Consider the following 15,254-nt stretch of genomic DNA (forward strand, 5'->3'; position numbering starts at 1 on the left):
CAGTTGGTATATTGCTCAGGTGCTGGCGGCGACTCGCGATCCCGCGATTCGCCAGCCTGGGCCCGGGATCAGACCCTCAGGTCTATCTGTTGCACCCAGCCACCCTTGCCCTGCTCGGTGAGGTAGAGACCGGACTGACGCAAGACCCCCTGATTGCCGCCCTCGCCCAGGTGATTGAAGGGGGTATCCAGAGGGTGCAGCAGTATGGCGCCTATCCCCAGCTCCACCAGCGCTATGGGGGCATTGTCCGGGCGCCAGAACTGCAGGGCCGAGAAGGATTTGTCGCCTTCATCCAGCACGCCGTTGCCATCCTCATCCAGCGCCGCCAGCTCGCCGAAGCCGTTGCCCGAGCGGGCCCCGAACAGTTCGCCGCCATCGTCTATGGTGCCGTTGCCGTTGCGATCCAGCGCCACGAAACCGCTGCCCTCGCTCAGACCCGGCAGGCTGTCGTCCTTGCCATCCTGATCTATGTCGAAGTTGACCCGCGCCTCGGTCAGATCGGCAATCTTGCCATCCAGACTGAGCACCAGCGGATCCTTGAGGGCATTGAGGGTGGTGCGGCGCTGGCTGATATCGAGCTGGCGCCAGTCGAGCACAAAGCCGAGATCGAGCTGCAGGGTCTGGCCATCCTTGGTCTCCACGCTGGCCGCCGCCACCACGTTGAGCTGCTCCCGCTGCAGCAGGGTATCGGTTACCTCCACCGCCTGATCCGGCTCGGGGGCGGCCTGGGTTGCCTCCCCTTGCGGAGTCGGCACCCCCTCCGCGGTCTGTTCGGCGGGTTTGATGGGCGTCGGCAGCTCTATCTCGTGGCCGAGCATGGCCTCTATCATCAGCTTGATGAGCCGCAGCCGATTATCCAGCCCGTCGTCGGGATTGGCCTCTTCCTCTTCCGGCTTGACCAGAGAGGGCACGCTCTCGGCACTGGCGCCGCCTGGCTGGCTCACGCTCCCCTGCATGACGCTCGCGCTGACGGTGCGCATCAGTTCGGCCACCACCCGATCCGTCGTGGGCGTGGCCTCATTCCCGGCGGGGCTCCCGGGCACGGCAGGGGCGACGGGCCCGAGGTTGCGTACCTTGCGAGCCTGCAGCTGTTGATACTGGTGCTGTACTTCTCCCTGGAGATCGTAGTGATCGATGCGCATACGTTGATCCTCGGCGCCATACATCTGGTCAGTTATCGACCGGATGTCGCATCAGGCTTAACACCGATTGGCTATATCAGAGCGTGGCAGCCTCGCCATCGGCACATAACAAGGCCAGGGCCAGTGATCTGGCCTGCTCCAGCGCCAACGGCTGCTGATAACTGTGGGCCATCACCACTGCCCCCTCCAGCAGCAGGCAGAGCCCGGTGGCTTGCGAGAGGCTGCACCCGAATTGCGCCCTGACCCAGTTCAGCAGCGCCTGCTTGTGTGCCACCACCAGCTTGCGAACCGGATGACGCGGGTCGGCAAACTCGGCGCTGGCATTGATGAAGTTGCAGCCATAGAAGTCGCTGCGGCCAAACCACTCCCCGAATCCGTCGAACAGGGCGTGCAACCGATCCTCCCTGCCCTCCCGACCCGCGAGCCGCATCTCAAGCAGGGCAAAAAACTCCCGCTCACGGGACAGCAGCACCTCTTCGATCAACGCATCCTTGGTGGGAAAGTGACGATAGAGGGTACGCTTGGTGCTCCCTGCCTCCGCCCAGATGCGATCTATGCCGGTTGCGTGAAAGCCATGACGATTGAACAGCCGATAGGCGGTTTCCATCAGCTGCTGCCGCTTTTCACTCACGTCATTTTCTCCTTGAAGTACACCGATCTGTCTACCTAATGTGCCTAATCACGTCAGACAAACCAAGAGGGAAACGTGATGGCAAAATGGTATGGCCCGTTATGGGCAGGCGTGGGCGCGGCACTGGCGATCGGGGTACTGGGCTGGCTGAACGTCAGCTGGCACACGGCCCTGATCATGGCGCCCTTCGGGGCAAGCTGCGTGCTGCTGTTTTCACTTCCGGCCAGCCCGCTGGCCCGCCCGTACAATCTGCTCGGGGGCCACCTGCTGACGGCCACGGTCGGCTTGCTGGTGCAGTCGCTCCCCTTGCCGCTGGAACTGCAGCTGGCATTGGGAGTGGGGCTGGCCATAGCGCTGATGCAGGGCCTGAACCTCATACACCCGCCCGCCGGCGCCAACCCCCTGCTGGTGTTGATGACGGGGCAAGAGTGGCCCTTCCTGTGGCACACAGTGCTGCCCGGTGCCTTGCTGCTGATCCTGCTGGGCCACGGCTTTCAGCGGGTGCGGCTGTGGCGGCCCAAGGCCATATAAACAACAAGGGAGGCCAAGCCTCCCTTGTTGTGATTCATGCCAATACCCTTACTTGGCGGCCTGGGAGACACCTTCCAGCCGCACTTCCACCCGGCGATCCGGTGCCAGACAGGCGATCAGCGCAGGCTTGGAACCGCTGCTGCAGTTGTTACCGGTCACGGGGGAGGACTTGCCACGCCCCTCGACCCGAACCTTGTCGGCAAACAGTCCCTTGGCGATCAGGTAGTCGGCCACGCTGCGGGCACGCTGCTCCGACAGGGACTGGTTGTAGGCATCGGAGCCTATGCGGTCGGTATGTCCGATCACGGTCGCCACGCCATCCTTGGGATTGGCGGCCACTATCTGGCTGAACAGGGTATCGAGCGCCTGGCTGGCGGCCGGCTTCAGGGTGGCCTTGTTGAACTCGAACAGCACATCCGAGCTCAGGCTGAACTGCTGGGTGACGACCACGGCGGCGGGAGCAGGCGCTGCGGCCGGCGCAGGTGCCGGGGCCACCACATCGCCCCCCTGCTGACCGAAGCGATAGAGCAGGCCGACGGAGAGCAGGCCGTTATCCATCTCTATGCCGGAGCGATCGAGGGAGGCGTCCCCCAGCGGCGTTGTGTACTGATATTCGATACGGACGGCCCAGTCACGGTCAATCGCGTATTCGGCCCCCAGCGCCCCGACAAACGCGGCCCCGTGCTTGTTGCCTGTCTCCTTGATGAAATCGGTCGAGGTCTGGGCCGACAGCTCGCTGTTGGTCCAGGCGTAGCCGCCGCCGATCCGGCCATAGAGATCCAGCGCGTCGTTGACCGGGAACCCTATCTTCATGGTGGCCTGGATCATCTGGCTCTTGGCTTCCCCCTCCACCCTGACCCCGCTCAGATCACCGGACGAGGTGTACTTGCCGAACCAGTCATAGCCGAACTCGAAACCCAGGTTGGGGTTGAGCTGATAACCGGCGAACGCACCCAGCCCGAGTGCGTCCTTGCTGGTGCTGGTGTTTTGCAGCGCGCCCAGGGTATCCGAGACCACCTGCTTCTGGTCGACGTCGAAGTAGTTGGACCAACCGGCCTTGCCGCCGGCATACCAGGTGTTGTCCTGGGCGGCAGCCTGCACGGCCCCCGTCGTAAGCAGGCCGCTGACCAGCACGGCAAGTATCGATTTGTTCATGGTGAAAGCCTCTGCAATGAGTCGTTATGGGCGCGCTATGCGCTTATCTTCCCTGATGGGGCGAACCCGGCCCCGTTCATCAGGTTATCCCATCTCTCGCAGGCCTCAAATGACTTGGGACTCAAGAGTGTGAAGCTGACGACATTCCCGACTGGAAAAACGGCGCAGATGCAGGATCGCAATAAAGGTCCGGGCAGCAACCGGCCCAGCGGGTTGCCCCTGATCGCGAACCGCCACGACCACAAAAAAAGAGGGAGGCTTGCGGCCTCCCTGCTTGTGTTCTGCGGGTCATCAGCTGGCCAGAAACAGCCGGTAGGCGGGGTCGTCACTGACCTCTTTCCAGCCGTAGCCAATCTCGCGCAGGTAGTCGTGGAAGGCGGCCACGTCCTCGTCCGGCAGTTCGAAGGCGCAGAGCACGCGGCCGTAGTCGGCGCCGTGGTTGCGGTAGTGGAACAGGCTGATGTTCCAGCGACAGCCCAGGGTCTCCAGGAAGCGCATCAGGGCGCCCGGCTGCTCCGGAAACTTGAAGCTGTAGAGACGTTCACCCAGGGGCCGGGCCGGGCGGCCGCCAATCATGTAGCGCACGTGGTTCTTGGCCAGCTCGCTCTCTGTCATGTTGACCACAGGGTAGCCATTTCCCTCCAGCTGGTGCTGGATCTGGGTCAGCTCCTCGTCACCGCCGGTCAGGCGCACCGAGACGAACAGCGACGCCTGCTCCGCATCGGCGTAGCGGTAGTTGAACTCGGTCACCATACGCGGTCCGAGCTGACGACAGAAGTCGAGGAAGGCCCCCTTGCGCTCGGGTATGGTCACCGCCAGCATGCCCTCGCGCTTCTCGCCTATCTCGCAGCGCTCCGACACGTAGCGCAGGCTGTGGAAGTTGACATTGGCGCCGGACAGAATGGCCGCCATCCGGCCGCCCTTGACCTGCTCGCGCTCGCTGTAGGCCTTGAGTCCCGCCAGCGACAGGGCCCCCGACGGCTCGGCGATGGCGCGGCAGTCGTCGAAGATGTCTTTGAGCGCGGCGCAGATCTGGTCGTTGGAGACAGTCACCACCTCGTCCAGATACTGGTTGCACAGTCGAAACGTCTCTGTGCCGATGCGCTTGACCGCCACTCCGTCGGCAAACAGCGAGACCCGATCCAGATTGACCGGCTCGCCGGCCTCCATGGCGGCCTTGAGGCAGGCGGAGCCTTCCGCCTCCACCCCGATCACCTTCACATCCGGCAGCAGCTGCTTGATGTAGACGGCCACACCGGCGGCCAGGCCGCCGCCCCCCACAGGCACGAAGACGTGGGTGAGGTGGGTATCCTGCTCCAGCAGCTCCTTGCCTATGGTGCCCTGGCCCGCGATCACTTCGACGTCGTCGAACGGCGGTATCAGGGTGTAGCCCTCCAGTTCGGAGAGGCGGCGGCTCTCGGCATAGGCCTCGTCGAAGCTGTTGCCGAACAGCATGACGTTGCCACCCAGCCGGCGCACCGCATCTATCTTGATGTCCGGCGTGGTCTTGGGCATCACTATGATGGCCTTGATGCCGAGCTTGGCCGCCGACAGGGCGACCCCCTGGGCATGGTTGCCGGCAGAGGCGGCGATGACGCCGTGATCCTTCTGCTCCTGGGTCAGGGTGGCGATCTTGTGGTAGGCGCCGCGCAGCTTGAAGGAATGCACCGGCTGCAAGTCTTCCCGCTTGAGGGAAACCTGGTTGCCGAGCCGTTCGGACAATTTTTTAAGGGTCTGCAAGGGGGTCACCCGCGCCGCCTCATAGACGGGGGAGAGCAACACCTTGCGTAGATAATCTGCCGCAGAGACCATGGTTACTCCTCCGCCTTGCCGGGATGAACGCGCACCATGCTCGGCACGGCGCAGACGGAATACGGGTAATTTGCCTTAAGTGTCATCATCACTCCTCCAGCTTGCTGCGATCTCGTACCGCGCCCTTGTCGGCACTGGTGGCGAGCATGGCGTAGGCGCGCAGGGCAAAGGAGACCTGACGCTGACGGTCCAGCGGCTTCCAGCCACGGGCCGAGGCGGCAACGCGGCGAGCGGCCAGTACGCTGTCGGCTACTTCCAGCACCATGCTGCGAGCCGGAATATTGATGTTGATGATGTCGCCATCCTCCACCAGCCCTATGGTGCCGCCGGAGGCCGCCTCGGGCGAGACGTGGCCGATGGAAAGACCCGAGGTGCCGCCGGAGAAGCGGCCATCGGTGATCAGGGCGCACTGCTTGCCCAATCCCATGGACTTGAGATAGGTGGTGGGATAGAGCATCTCCTGCATGCCGGGGCCGCCCTTGGGCCCTTCGTAGCGGATCACTACCACTTCACCGGCCTTGACTGTGCCATCCAGAATGCCAGCAACCGCCGTGTCCTGGCTCTCGAATACCCGGGCCGGGCCACGGAAGCAGAGGTTTTCGTCATCCACGCCGGCCGTTTTGACGATGGCGCCATCAAGGGCCAGATTGCCGGAGAGCACGGCCAAGCCGCCCTCCTGGCTGTAGGCATTTTCCAGCGAGCGGATGCACCCTTCGACGCGATCCACATCCAGCTCGGGCCAGCGGCAATCCTGACTAAAGGCCTTGGTGGTGCGGATCCCGGCCGGACCGGCACGGTAGAAGTCCACCACCTCCTGGCTCGGCTGGCGGCTGACGTCGTATTCGTTGAGCAGTTCGGCCAGGGAGCCGCCCAGTACGGTACGGGTATCCCCGTGCAACAGACCCGCCTTCTCCAGCTGGCCCAGGATGGCGACCACGCCACCGGCGCGGTGCACGTCTTCCATGTGGTACTTCTGGGTAGAGGGCGCCACCTTGCAGAGCTGAGGCACCTTGCGCGACATGCGATCGATGTCGGCCATGGTGAAGTCCACCCCGGCCTCCTGCGCCGCCGCCAGCAGGTGCAGCACGGTATTGGTGGAGCCGCCCATGGCGATATCCAGCGCCATGGCGTTCTCGAATGCCGCCTTGGTGGCGATGTTGCGCGGCAGTGCCGACGCATCGTCCTGCTCATACCAGCGCTTGGCCAGGGTCACTATACGCTGGCCCGCCAGCTTGAACAGCTGCTCGCGGTCGCTGTGGGTCGCCAGCATGGAGCCGTTGCCCGGCTGGGAGAGGCCCAGCGCCTCGGTCAGGCAGTTCATGGAGTTGGCGGTGAACATGCCGGAGCAGGAGCCGCAGGTGGGACAGGCACTGCGCTCCACTTGTTCGCTCTGGGCGTCGGAGACCTTGGGGTCGGCGCCCTGGATCATGGCGTCCACCAGATCCAGCTTGATGATCTGATCGGACAGCTTGGTCTTGCCCGCTTCCATGGGGCCGCCGGAGACGAAGATCACGGGTATGTTGATGCGCAGGGCGGCCATCAGCATACCCGGGGTGATCTTGTCGCAGTTGGAGATGCAGACCATGGCGTCGGCGCAGTGGGCGTTGACCATGTACTCCACGGAATCGGCGATCAGCTCCCGCGACGGCAGCGAATAGAGCATGCCACCGTGGCCCATGGCGATGCCGTCATCCACGGCGATTGTGTTGAACTCCTTGGCGACGCCACCGGCGGCTTCGATCTCGCGGGCGACCAGCTGGCCGAGATCCTTGAGATGCACGTGGCCAGGCACGAACTGGGTGAAGGAGTTGACCACGGCTATGATGGGCTTGCCAAAATCCTGATCTGTCATGCCGGTGGCACGCCAGAGGGCGCGGGCCCCGGCCATGTTACGTCCGTGGGTGGTGGTGGCGGATCTCAACTTCGGCATTGTCTCTACTCCCTGAATGCCCATGGGGCGCATGATTTCTTGAATGTGTGACTCGCGGATCGGGAATCGATCCAGGTCAGGGCACAACACGTATGCCCTGACCGGAAGCGACTCGGGGAGGCGTGACGCCTCCCCTCTTTCATCAGTCGTTGACTGGCGTCAGCCAGCCCCACTTGTCCTCGGTCTGGCCGTTGAACAGGCCGAAGAAGGCATTTTGCAACTGCTCGGTCACGGGACCACGACAGCCGGCGCCTACCTTCATCCGATCCACCGAACGCACCGGTGTCACCTCGGCGGCGGTGCCCGTCATGAAGATCTCGTCTGCGACGTAGAGCGCCTCACGGGGCAGCGCCTGCTCGCGCACCTCGTAGCCCAGATCCCGGGCCAGCGTCATTATGGTGTCGCGGGTGATGCCGGGCAGGATGGCGGCGGTGGCGGGCGGGGTGAACAGCACGCCGTTTTTCACCAGGAACAGGTTCTCCCCCGCCCCCTCGCTCAGGTAGCCGTTCACATCCAGCGCCAGCCCTTCGGCATAGCCGTTGCGCTTGGCTTCCCGGCTGATCAACTGGGAGGAGAGGTAGTTGCCGCCGGCCTTGGCGCCAGTGGGGATGGTGTTGGGGGCGAGCCGGTTCCAGGAGGTGACGCACACATCCACCCCGTTTTTCAGCCCCTCTTCCCCCAGATAGGCGCCCCACGGCAGGGCGGCCACCATGAGATCGGCCTTGGCATCCAGCGGCGGATGCAGCCCCAGCCCCACGTTGCCGACAAAGGCCAGCGGGCGCAGATAGCCGCTCTTCAGGCCGTTCTCGCGCACCACTGTGCGGCAGGCTTCATTCACCTCGGCCTCGCTGTAGGGCACCTCCATCCAGTAGATCTTGGCGGAGTCGAACAGGCGGCGGGTGTGCTCCTGCAGCCGGAAGATGCAGGTGCCCTTGGGGGTGTCGTAGGCTCGCACGCCCTCGAACACGGAGGAGCCGTAGTGCAGGGCGTGGCTCATGACGTGCACCTGGGCATCCTGCCATGGCACCAGGGCGCCGTTGAACCAGATGTACTTGGGCTGAGTGGGGGATTGTGAAGGCTGTGACATTGCAGTTGCTCCTTAAGCTCTGATCCGGGGTTGCTGTTCCAGTGCATCGACCCGGGAGACGTCCACCAGCTTGACCAGCTGGCTCCATAACTGCTGGATGGGACGCTCCGACTCGACAGTAACCGTGATCCGCAGCTGTTGGCAATCCTGCTCCGCTCTCGTTTCCATAGTGAGAGCGCAGAGCGCGAAGCCGCGGTGGCGCACCACCCTCAGTACCCGCTCCATCACTTCGGGTCTGGGCTGGGCGTGAATATGCAGGGTGTGCTGTGCAGTTGCAGGCTGCGCAAAGGTGTGCGGGTTCATGGGCGTTGCTCCATCATCTTGTGGTTGGCGACTCCCGGCGGAACCAGGGGCCAGACGTTTTCTTCCTCTGAAATAGCCACATGCAGCAGATAGGCGCTCTCGCTTGCCAGCAGGCGCTCGAGGGCACCGGCTATCTGCTCCTTGCATGTGATGGTCTCGCCCGGAATGCCGAACGCGGCGGCCAGGGCGATGAAATCCGGGTTGTCGGAGAGTATGGTTTCGCTGTAACGGCCGTCGAAGAACAGCTCCTGCCACTGGCGCACCATGCCGAGACGCTGGTTGTCGATCAGCACCATCTTCACCTTGAGCTGGGCCCGACGTATGGTGCCGAGCTCCTGCACGTTCATCATGAAGGAGCCGTCACCGCTCACCAGCACCACCTCGTCATCGGGGCGCGACATCTTGGCGCCGATGGCGGCGGGCAGGCCGAAACCCATGGTGCCGAGGCCGGCGCTGGAGAGGTGGTTGCGCGGGCTGGTAAAGCGCATGTGCTGGGCCACCCACATCTGGTGCTGACCGACGTCGCAGGCCACCACGCTGGTCTCCGGCAGGCGGGCCGAAAGCTGCTTGAGCAGGGCCGGGGCATAGATGGGCTGGCCGGGATGGTCGTAGCGAAATGCATAGTCGCGGGCCATGTTCGCGCAGTGTTCACGCCAGGGATCTATGGCCAGCGCCATGGCCAGGGCGGGCAACACCCGCTTGAGATCCGTGGTGATGCCCACCTCGGCGGCGCGGCGCTTGCCGAACTCGGCGGCGTCCACGTCCAGATGGATCACCTTGGCCTCGGGGGCAAACTCCTCCAGCTTGCCGGTCACCCTGTCATCGAAACGGGCACCCACCACCAGCAGCAGATCGCTCTGCTGCACCGCGTAGTTGGCGGCCTTGGTGCCGTGCATGCCGAGCATGCCCAGATAGACGGGGCTGTCGGGATCCAGCGCCCCTATCCCCTTGAGGGTGGTGACGGCCGGCATGCCGGTGGCAGCGGCAAACTCGCGCAGTTGCTGCTCGGCATTGGCCATGCCCACACCGCCACCGACGTAGAGCACGGGGCGCTCGGCACCGGCCAGCAGGGCGCGGGCAGCCGTCAACTCTGACGGGTTGAGCGCCTCCGGCTCCTCCACCGCAAACAGTGGACTCTGGGGCGGCACGGCAGCAAGTTGCACATCCTTGGGGAAATCGATCAGCACCGGACCCGGGCGCCCTTCGGTGGCGATGGCAAAGGCTTCCGCCAGCACCCGCCCCAGATCGGCGGCATCCGTCACCATGAAGGAGTGCTTGGTGCAGGAGAGGGACATGCCGAGTACATCGACCTCCTGAAATGCATCGGTGCCGATGGCAGAACAGGGCACCTGACCACTGATGGCCACCAGCGGCACAGAGTCGAGCAGCGCCTCCGCCAGCCCGGTCACCAGATTGGTGGCGCCGGGGCCCGAAGTGGCGATGCAGACCCCCACCTGACCGGAGGCGCGGGCGTAGCCCACCGCAGCCATGGCGGCCCCCTGCTCGTGGCGGCAGAGCTGATGGGCAAGACCCCCGTCATACAGGGCGTCGTAGACCGGCATTATGGCTCCGCCCGGGTAACCAAACACCTGGGTCACACCCTGTTTCTTGAGAGCCTGTACCAAAAACTGCGCGCCGTTCATGTGGAAAATCCTGTCCTGTAGTCGAAAAAAAACCCCCGAGCTGTGAGGCTCGGGGGTCGCTTGTTTCGTTCTGTCCGGTGGTGGGTCTATCCCTTGTTCCGTGCAGCTAAACGAGCCCCGAGCGGTGAGATAATAATCACCACTAGGACCACAATAATGCTGACGAAACGGGAGGCCATGTTCATAGTTACAACCGGAAATCCTGTGAAATTGGGGCGGTTTGCACCGCGAATGGCTATTAGAACTAGCACGGTGATTTTTATTGGGCAAGCCTTTTTTACCTGACAAGACTCTGATTTTGACTGAGCCGCATCGGGATAGCTGGCATAAAAAACTAATAAAAAACGGTTAACTAGCACATACATCAAACCAAGGACGGGATTTATGTCATTAGCTGTGGTTTATAGCCGTGCCAGCCTGGGGATAGCGGCACCGCAAGTCACGGTGGAAGTTCATCTCTCCAATGGCCTGCCCGCTTTCAACATGGTGGGCCTGCCGGAAACCTCGGTGAAGGAGTCGCGGGATCGGGTGCGCAGCGCCCTGCTCAACGGCAACTTCGAGTTCCCCTCCAAACACATCACGGTCAATCTGGCCCCCGCCGACCTGCCCAAGGAGGGAGGCCGCTTCGATCTGGCCATCGCCATCGGCATTCTCGCCGCTTCCAAGCAGATACCCGCAAAATACCTGCTCGATCATGAATTTTTAGGGGAATTGGCCCTGACCGGCGAGATCCGGCCCGTGCTCGGAGTGCTGCCTGCCGTGCTCGCCTGCCGCGATGCGGGCCGCACCCTGCTGGTGCCGCGAGAGAACGGCCCCGAGGCCTCTCTCATCCAGGATGCCGAGGTGCGTACCGCCCACCAGCTGCTGGCCGTCACCGCCTGGCTGGCAGGCCAATATGAGCTGCCGCTGCCGGATCCCCAGACCACGGATTCCCTACCCGATGTGCCGGATCTGCAGGATGTGATCGGCCAGTCCCAGGCCAAGCGGGCGCTGGAGATCGCTGCCGCCGGCAGCCACAACCTGCTGTTCATAGGCCCGCCCGGTACAGGCAAGAGCATGCTGGCCAGCCGTTTGCCCGGTATCTTGCCACCCCTGAGTGAGCAGGAGGCGCAGCAGACCGCCGCCATCCACTCCATCGGCGGCCTGACCCCGCGCGCCGGTCACTGGCACCACAGACCCTATCGCACGCCCCATCACAGTGCCTCCGCCGTGGCCCTGGTGGGCGGTGGCAGCCATCCCAGACCCGGCGAAATATCCTTGGCCCACAATGGTGTGCTGTTTCTCGATGAGCTGCCGGAGTTCGAGCGCAAGGTACTCGACTCCCTGCGCGAACCGCTGGAGACGGGCCACATCACCATCAGCCGGGCCGCCCGTCAGGTGGATTTCCCCGCCCGCTTCCAGCTGGTGGGCGCCATGAATCCCAGCCCCTGCGGCCACTATGGCGATGGCCAGACCCGCTCCAGCCCGGATCAGATACTGCGCTACCTCGGCAAGCTCTCGGGCCCCTTCCTCGATCGCTTCGACCTGACGGTGGAGGTGCCGCTGCTGCCCAAGGGCAGCCTCACCGGCAAGGCGGAACGGGGGGAGTCGAGCCAGCAGATCCGCGATCGGGTGCTGGCGGCGCGAGAGCGCATGCTGAGCCGCAATGGCAAGCTCAACAATCTGCTGGATAGTCGCGAGATAGAGGATATTTGCCGATTATCAGCGCAAGATGCCGAGTTTTTGGAGAACGCCATCCAGAAGCTGGGGCTTAGCATCCGGGCCTGGCACCGCATACTGCGGGTATCGCGCACCATAGCGGATCTGGCGGGACGGCCCGCCATCGAGAAGGAGCACCTGATCGAGGCTCTCGGCTACAGGGCCATGGACCGGCTGCTGTCGCGGCTGCGCAGCGGCTGAAGGCCGAATGCCGAATGCCGAAAACATGAGCCCTGGGCTGCTGATGGCCCTGTGCATGGTCTAGCGGGCCATCGGCTGATATTATGGCCACAGATCTGACCACTTGGTTGCCACCCACAGACAACGAGACGGACCCGACTCATGCACAACAAGCTGATAGAGCGGCTGCGCGGCAGCCTCTCGACCCTGCTCTATTTCCTCAACACCCTGTTCTGGTTTGTCCCCATACTGCTGCTTGGTCTGATCAAGCTGCTGCTGCCGCTCAAGAGCTGGCGCACCCTCTGCAATGCCCTGCTGGACGGCTGCGCCAGTTGCTGGATCGGTTTCAACAATCTGATCCAGAAAACCATCATCAGAACGCCTTTCGAGGTGGTCGGAGTGGACAAAGGGCGCCGGAATGAGTGGTATATGGTCATTGCCAACCATCAATCCTGGGTCGACATACTGGTGCTGCAGCGGATTTTTAACCAAAAAATCCCCTTCCTGAAGTTTTTCCTCAAGAAAGAGCTGATTTGGGTACCTTTTCTCGGGCTGGCCTGGTGGGCGCTGGACTTCCCCTTTATGCGGCGCTATTCGCGTAAATTTCTGGAAAAAAGGCCACATCTGAAGGGAAAAGACATAGAAACAACGCGCCAGGCCTGTGCCAAGTTTCGCCATATTCCGGTGAGCGTGATGAACTTCGTGGAGGGCACCCGCTTCACCGCCTACAAACACGACAAACAGGCCGCGCCCTATCGCCATCTGCTGCACCCGAGGGCTGGCGGCATCGCCTTCACCCTGGCGGCCATGGGCGATCAGCTGCACAAGCTGGTGGATGTGACCATCGCCTATCCGGGCGGCATCCCCAGCTACTGGGACTTCATGTGCGGTCGGGTCAAGGCAATCAAGGTTCAGGTCCGCTTTCTGCCGATCGAACGCAATCTGGTGGGGGATTACTTCAATGACCCCGAGTTCCAACAAGAGTTTCAACAGTGGCTGAACGGGATCTGGCGCGAGAAGGACCAGACCCTGAACCAGCTGCTGGCGGACAAGACGCAGTAAGACACTCATGCCAACCCTGCTCCCGGGCCCCCTGGTGCTGCTCATCAGCACCAGCCTGACCGTTTTGTTCACCGCCCTGTGCGCCAGCCTGATCCTGCTGGTATCGCTGGCCAAGCTGCTGCTGCCCATTCCGGCCTTTGGCCGCGCCTGCAGCCGCCTCAACAACCGTTTCATGCGCCTCTGGCTGGCCTGCAACGCCCTGGTGATCCGCCTCATTCCCCGCATCGACTGGCAGGTTGAGGATGACACTCAACTGCGCAAGGATGGCTGGTATCTCATCGTCAGCAACCACATGAGCTGGACCGACATAGTGGTGCTGGGCCACCTGTTTCGGGATCGGCTGCCGGTGCCCAAGTTCTTCATGAAGCACGAGCTGATCTACATACCGCTGCTGGGGCTCGCCTGCTGGGGGCTGGACATGCCCTTTATGCGCCGTTATTCGAGAGAATTTCTGTTAAGAAACCCGCATCTGCGCGGCAAGGACATAGAGACCACCCGCAACGCCTGCGAGAAGTTTCGCCACATCCCCACCACAGTCATCAACTTCGTGGAGGGGACCCGCTTCACCGAACCCAAGCGGGATGCAGCGCGCTCCCGCTACCGTCACCTGATGCCGCCCAAGGCAGCCGGGCTCGCCTTCACCCTGGCGGCCATGGGGGAACAGTTCGACAGCCTGATCAACGTCACCATCAGCTATCCGGACAACGCAGAGGCCCCGTTCAGGGATTTCCTGATGGGACGGATGAAGCGCATTCGGGTGCGCATCGAGGAGCTGCCGGTGGATGAGGCGCTGGTCGGTGACTACTTCAATGACAAGCAGTTCAAACGGGGTTTTCAGGGCTGGCTGAACCAGCGATGGCAGGAGAAGGACGAGGTGCTGGACGGCTGGCAGCGGGATCAGGAACCGCTGCCGGTTGCCGCCAAAGAGGGATCCAGAGAGAGTGCAGAGGCCAGCTCGGCCAACTGATCTTCGGAAAAGACCGCAATACCGTGGCGGCGCAGCAGGGCCGTGGTCTTGCCCTCGCCCGCCACTGACACGCCTTCGAAGCGGCCATTGTAGATGCGGCCGCTGCCACAGGAAGGGCTCCCCTCCTTGAGCAGGGCAAAGCGAATACCCTGCGCCTGACAGAGTGCCAGCGCCAGCTCGGCGCCGCGATCAAACTCGGTCGTCACATCCAGCCCGCTCGCGGTCAGCACCAGATCGCCCTGTCGTTCGGCAGGGGGACGCGGAGTCGGCAAGCCGCCCGCCACTTCGGGGCAGAAGGCCAGCGCCCGCCCTTCGGCCCCCAGCGCCGTCAGCCAGTCGCTGACGATCCCCTTGCTCCGGCCGTCGTAACGCACTGGTTGACCCAGCAGGCAGGCACTCACCAGCACCCGGGGCGGCGTTTTGCTCATGCTTCAGCTCCATGCATCACCTGATCGAACATGACGCAGCAGGGGCTCTCCATCCGGTAGAGGATGGCGGGACGCTGCTTGCCGGTCCGCTTGCGACCCGTATCCACCAGAATATCGGCGCGATGGATCCGCTTGCGAAACGCTGCCGTGTTCATGGGGGTTTGCAGGATGATCTCGAAGGCGCGCTGCACCTCCGAGAGGGTAAACTCGGGCCCCAGCAGTTGCAGCGGCAAGGTGCTGTAGCGACTCTTGATCCGCAGCCGCTCCAGCCCTCTGGCGATCAGCTGGGTGTGATCGAAGGCGAGGCTGAGGCCGGGCAGGGCCGAGAGCGGATGCCAGCAGCCGTGGATGGCCTCGACATCCGGTTCGACCAGACAGAGATAGACCAGCGTCGTGGACCAGCCGCGGGGATCCCGCTCCAGATTGCCGAGGGTGCAGACCTGCTCGCTGTAGCAGTGGCCCAGCCCCCACTCCCCCAGCAGACGGTGGCGAGCCGCGTCCAAGTCCCGATCCCGAGTCTCGTCGATGCGCAGCGCCGGCAGTTGCCAACAGTGGGCAAAGGGGGGGCGATCGCGGGTTTCAAGCAGCAGCTCGAGCCGCTCCTCGTTCAACCGCAGCACCACCATATCCAGACTCATTCTCAACATGCCGATCGCCCTGCTCGCCTTCGATTAATGTTTGGTAG

General features: G+C 63.2%; 14 protein-coding genes. 4 read left to right on the forward strand and 10 right to left on the reverse strand.

What is annotated here, in order from left to right; all coding sequences use genetic code 11:
• Positions 1-68: 68 nt before the first annotated feature.
• A complete protein-coding gene (locus tag BN1118_RS01455) occupies positions 69-1,166 on the reverse strand; it encodes an EF-hand domain-containing protein (RefSeq protein WP_043554241.1) in 1,098 nt (365 codons plus the stop codon).
• 52 nt (positions 1,167-1,218) lie between these two features.
• The gene (locus BN1118_RS01460) at positions 1,219-1,773 is read right to left on the reverse strand and encodes a TetR/AcrR family transcriptional regulator (protein ID WP_043554243.1); all 555 of its coding nucleotides are present in this window, start codon (positions 1,771-1,773) and stop codon (positions 1,219-1,221) included.
• Between the two features lie 78 nt (positions 1,774-1,851).
• Between BN1118_RS01460 and BN1118_RS01465 the strand changes: the two genes are divergently transcribed.
• Positions 1,852-2,304 carry an HPP family protein gene (locus tag BN1118_RS01465; protein WP_043554245.1) on the forward strand — a complete coding sequence of 151 codons (453 nt, stop codon included), beginning with the start codon at positions 1,852-1,854 and terminating at the stop codon, positions 2,302-2,304.
• A 48-nt stretch (positions 2,305-2,352) separates the two neighbouring features.
• Here the strand turns inward: BN1118_RS01465 and ompA are convergent, their stop codons facing one another.
• The 6 genes from ompA to ilvG form a co-directional block, all read right to left on the reverse strand.
• Positions 2,353-3,459 carry a porin OmpA gene (gene ompA / locus BN1118_RS01470; RefSeq protein WP_043554246.1) on the reverse strand — a complete coding sequence of 369 codons (1,107 nt, stop codon included), beginning with the start codon at positions 3,457-3,459 and terminating at the stop codon, positions 2,353-2,355.
• Between the two features lie 291 nt (positions 3,460-3,750).
• Positions 3,751-5,271, reverse strand: coding sequence for a threonine ammonia-lyase, biosynthetic (ilvA, locus tag BN1118_RS01475; protein WP_043554247.1), 1,521 nt, complete (start codon positions 5,269-5,271; stop codon positions 3,751-3,753).
• Between the two features lie 88 nt (positions 5,272-5,359).
• On the reverse strand, positions 5,360-7,201 hold the full coding sequence (gene ilvD, locus BN1118_RS01480) for a dihydroxy-acid dehydratase (protein WP_043554248.1): 1,842 nt from the start codon (positions 7,199-7,201) through the stop codon (positions 5,360-5,362).
• A gap of 142 nt (positions 7,202-7,343) precedes the next feature.
• On the reverse strand, positions 7,344-8,288 hold the full coding sequence (locus tag BN1118_RS01485) for a branched-chain amino acid transaminase (RefSeq protein ID WP_043142926.1): 945 nt from the start codon (positions 8,286-8,288) through the stop codon (positions 7,344-7,346).
• Positions 8,289-8,300: 12 nt separating this feature from the next.
• Positions 8,301-8,591: an acetolactate synthase 2 small subunit gene (gene ilvM, locus BN1118_RS01490; protein WP_043554250.1), complete on the reverse strand. Its 291-nt coding sequence runs from the start codon at positions 8,589-8,591 to the stop codon at positions 8,301-8,303.
• Positions 8,588-10,234 (reverse strand): acetolactate synthase 2 catalytic subunit, encoded by a 1,647-nt coding sequence (ilvG, locus tag BN1118_RS01495; protein WP_043554251.1) that lies wholly within the window; start codon positions 10,232-10,234, stop codon positions 8,588-8,590. The genes ilvM and ilvG overlap by 4 nt, the downstream gene beginning before the upstream one ends.
• A 384-nt stretch (positions 10,235-10,618) precedes the next feature.
• Here ilvG and BN1118_RS01500 point away from each other — a divergent pair, with 384 nt between their 5' ends.
• The 3 genes from BN1118_RS01500 to BN1118_RS01510 all read left to right on the forward strand — a co-directional run bounded on the left by BN1118_RS01500 (position 10,619) and on the right by BN1118_RS01510 (position 14,141).
• Entirely contained in the window at positions 10,619-12,133 is a 1,515-nt protein-coding gene (locus BN1118_RS01500; RefSeq protein WP_043554252.1) for a YifB family Mg chelatase-like AAA ATPase, read from the forward strand.
• A 141-nt stretch (positions 12,134-12,274) separates the two neighbouring features.
• Positions 12,275-13,174: an acyltransferase gene (locus BN1118_RS01505; RefSeq protein WP_043554253.1), complete on the forward strand. Its 900-nt coding sequence runs from the start codon at positions 12,275-12,277 to the stop codon at positions 13,172-13,174.
• Between the two features lie 7 nt (positions 13,175-13,181).
• Entirely contained in the window at positions 13,182-14,141 is a 960-nt protein-coding gene (locus BN1118_RS01510) for an acyltransferase (protein WP_043554255.1), read from the forward strand.
• On the opposite strand, the gene BN1118_RS01515 is transcribed toward BN1118_RS01510, so the two are convergent.
• Together BN1118_RS01515 and BN1118_RS01520 are read right to left on the reverse strand one after the other, a co-directional pair.
• Positions 14,072-14,569 (reverse strand): 2-thiouracil desulfurase family protein, encoded by a 498-nt coding sequence (locus tag BN1118_RS01515; RefSeq protein WP_043554256.1) that lies wholly within the window; start codon positions 14,567-14,569, stop codon positions 14,072-14,074. The genes BN1118_RS01510 and BN1118_RS01515 overlap by 70 nt on opposite strands.
• A complete protein-coding gene (locus BN1118_RS01520) occupies positions 14,566-15,216 on the reverse strand; it encodes an NUDIX hydrolase (RefSeq protein ID WP_043142945.1) in 651 nt (216 codons plus the stop codon). The genes BN1118_RS01515 and BN1118_RS01520 overlap by 4 nt, the downstream gene beginning before the upstream one ends.
• Positions 15,217-15,254: the final 38 nt, after the last annotated feature.

This window comes from Aeromonas bestiarum (genome assembly GCF_000819745.1).
Classification (GTDB): domain Bacteria; phylum Pseudomonadota; class Gammaproteobacteria; order Enterobacterales; family Aeromonadaceae; genus Aeromonas; species Aeromonas bestiarum.

Coding starts and splice junctions, on each gene's coding strand:
- BN1118_RS01455 (WP_043554241.1), bottom strand. CDS start 1,166: ATGTATGGCGCCGAGGATCAACGTATGCGCATCGATCACTACGATCTC.
- BN1118_RS01465 (WP_043554245.1), top strand. CDS start 1,852: ATGGCAAAATGGTATGGCCCGTTATGGGCAGGCGTGGGCGCGGCACTG.
- ompA (WP_043554246.1), bottom strand. CDS start 3,459: ATGAACAAATCGATACTTGCCGTGCTGGTCAGCGGCCTGCTTACGACG.
- ilvA (WP_043554247.1), bottom strand. CDS start 5,271: ATGGTCTCTGCGGCAGATTATCTACGCAAGGTGTTGCTCTCCCCCGTC.
- ilvD (WP_043554248.1), bottom strand. CDS start 7,201: ATGCCGAAGTTGAGATCCGCCACCACCACCCACGGACGTAACATGGCC.
- BN1118_RS01485 (WP_043142926.1), bottom strand. CDS start 8,288: ATGTCACAGCCTTCACAATCCCCCACTCAGCCCAAGTACATCTGGTTC.
- ilvM (WP_043554250.1), bottom strand. CDS start 8,591: ATGAACCCGCACACCTTTGCGCAGCCTGCAACTGCACAGCACACCCTG.
- ilvG (WP_043554251.1), bottom strand. CDS start 10,234: ATGAACGGCGCGCAGTTTTTGGTACAGGCTCTCAAGAAACAGGGTGTG.
- BN1118_RS01500 (WP_043554252.1), top strand. CDS start 10,619: ATGTCATTAGCTGTGGTTTATAGCCGTGCCAGCCTGGGGATAGCGGCA.
- BN1118_RS01505 (WP_043554253.1), top strand. CDS start 12,275: ATGCACAACAAGCTGATAGAGCGGCTGCGCGGCAGCCTCTCGACCCTG.
- BN1118_RS01510 (WP_043554255.1), top strand. CDS start 13,182: ATGCCAACCCTGCTCCCGGGCCCCCTGGTGCTGCTCATCAGCACCAGC.
- BN1118_RS01515 (WP_043554256.1), bottom strand. CDS start 14,569: ATGAGCAAAACGCCGCCCCGGGTGCTGGTGAGTGCCTGCCTGCTGGGT.
- BN1118_RS01520 (WP_043142945.1), bottom strand. CDS start 15,216: ATGTTGAGAATGAGTCTGGATATGGTGGTGCTGCGGTTGAACGAGGAG.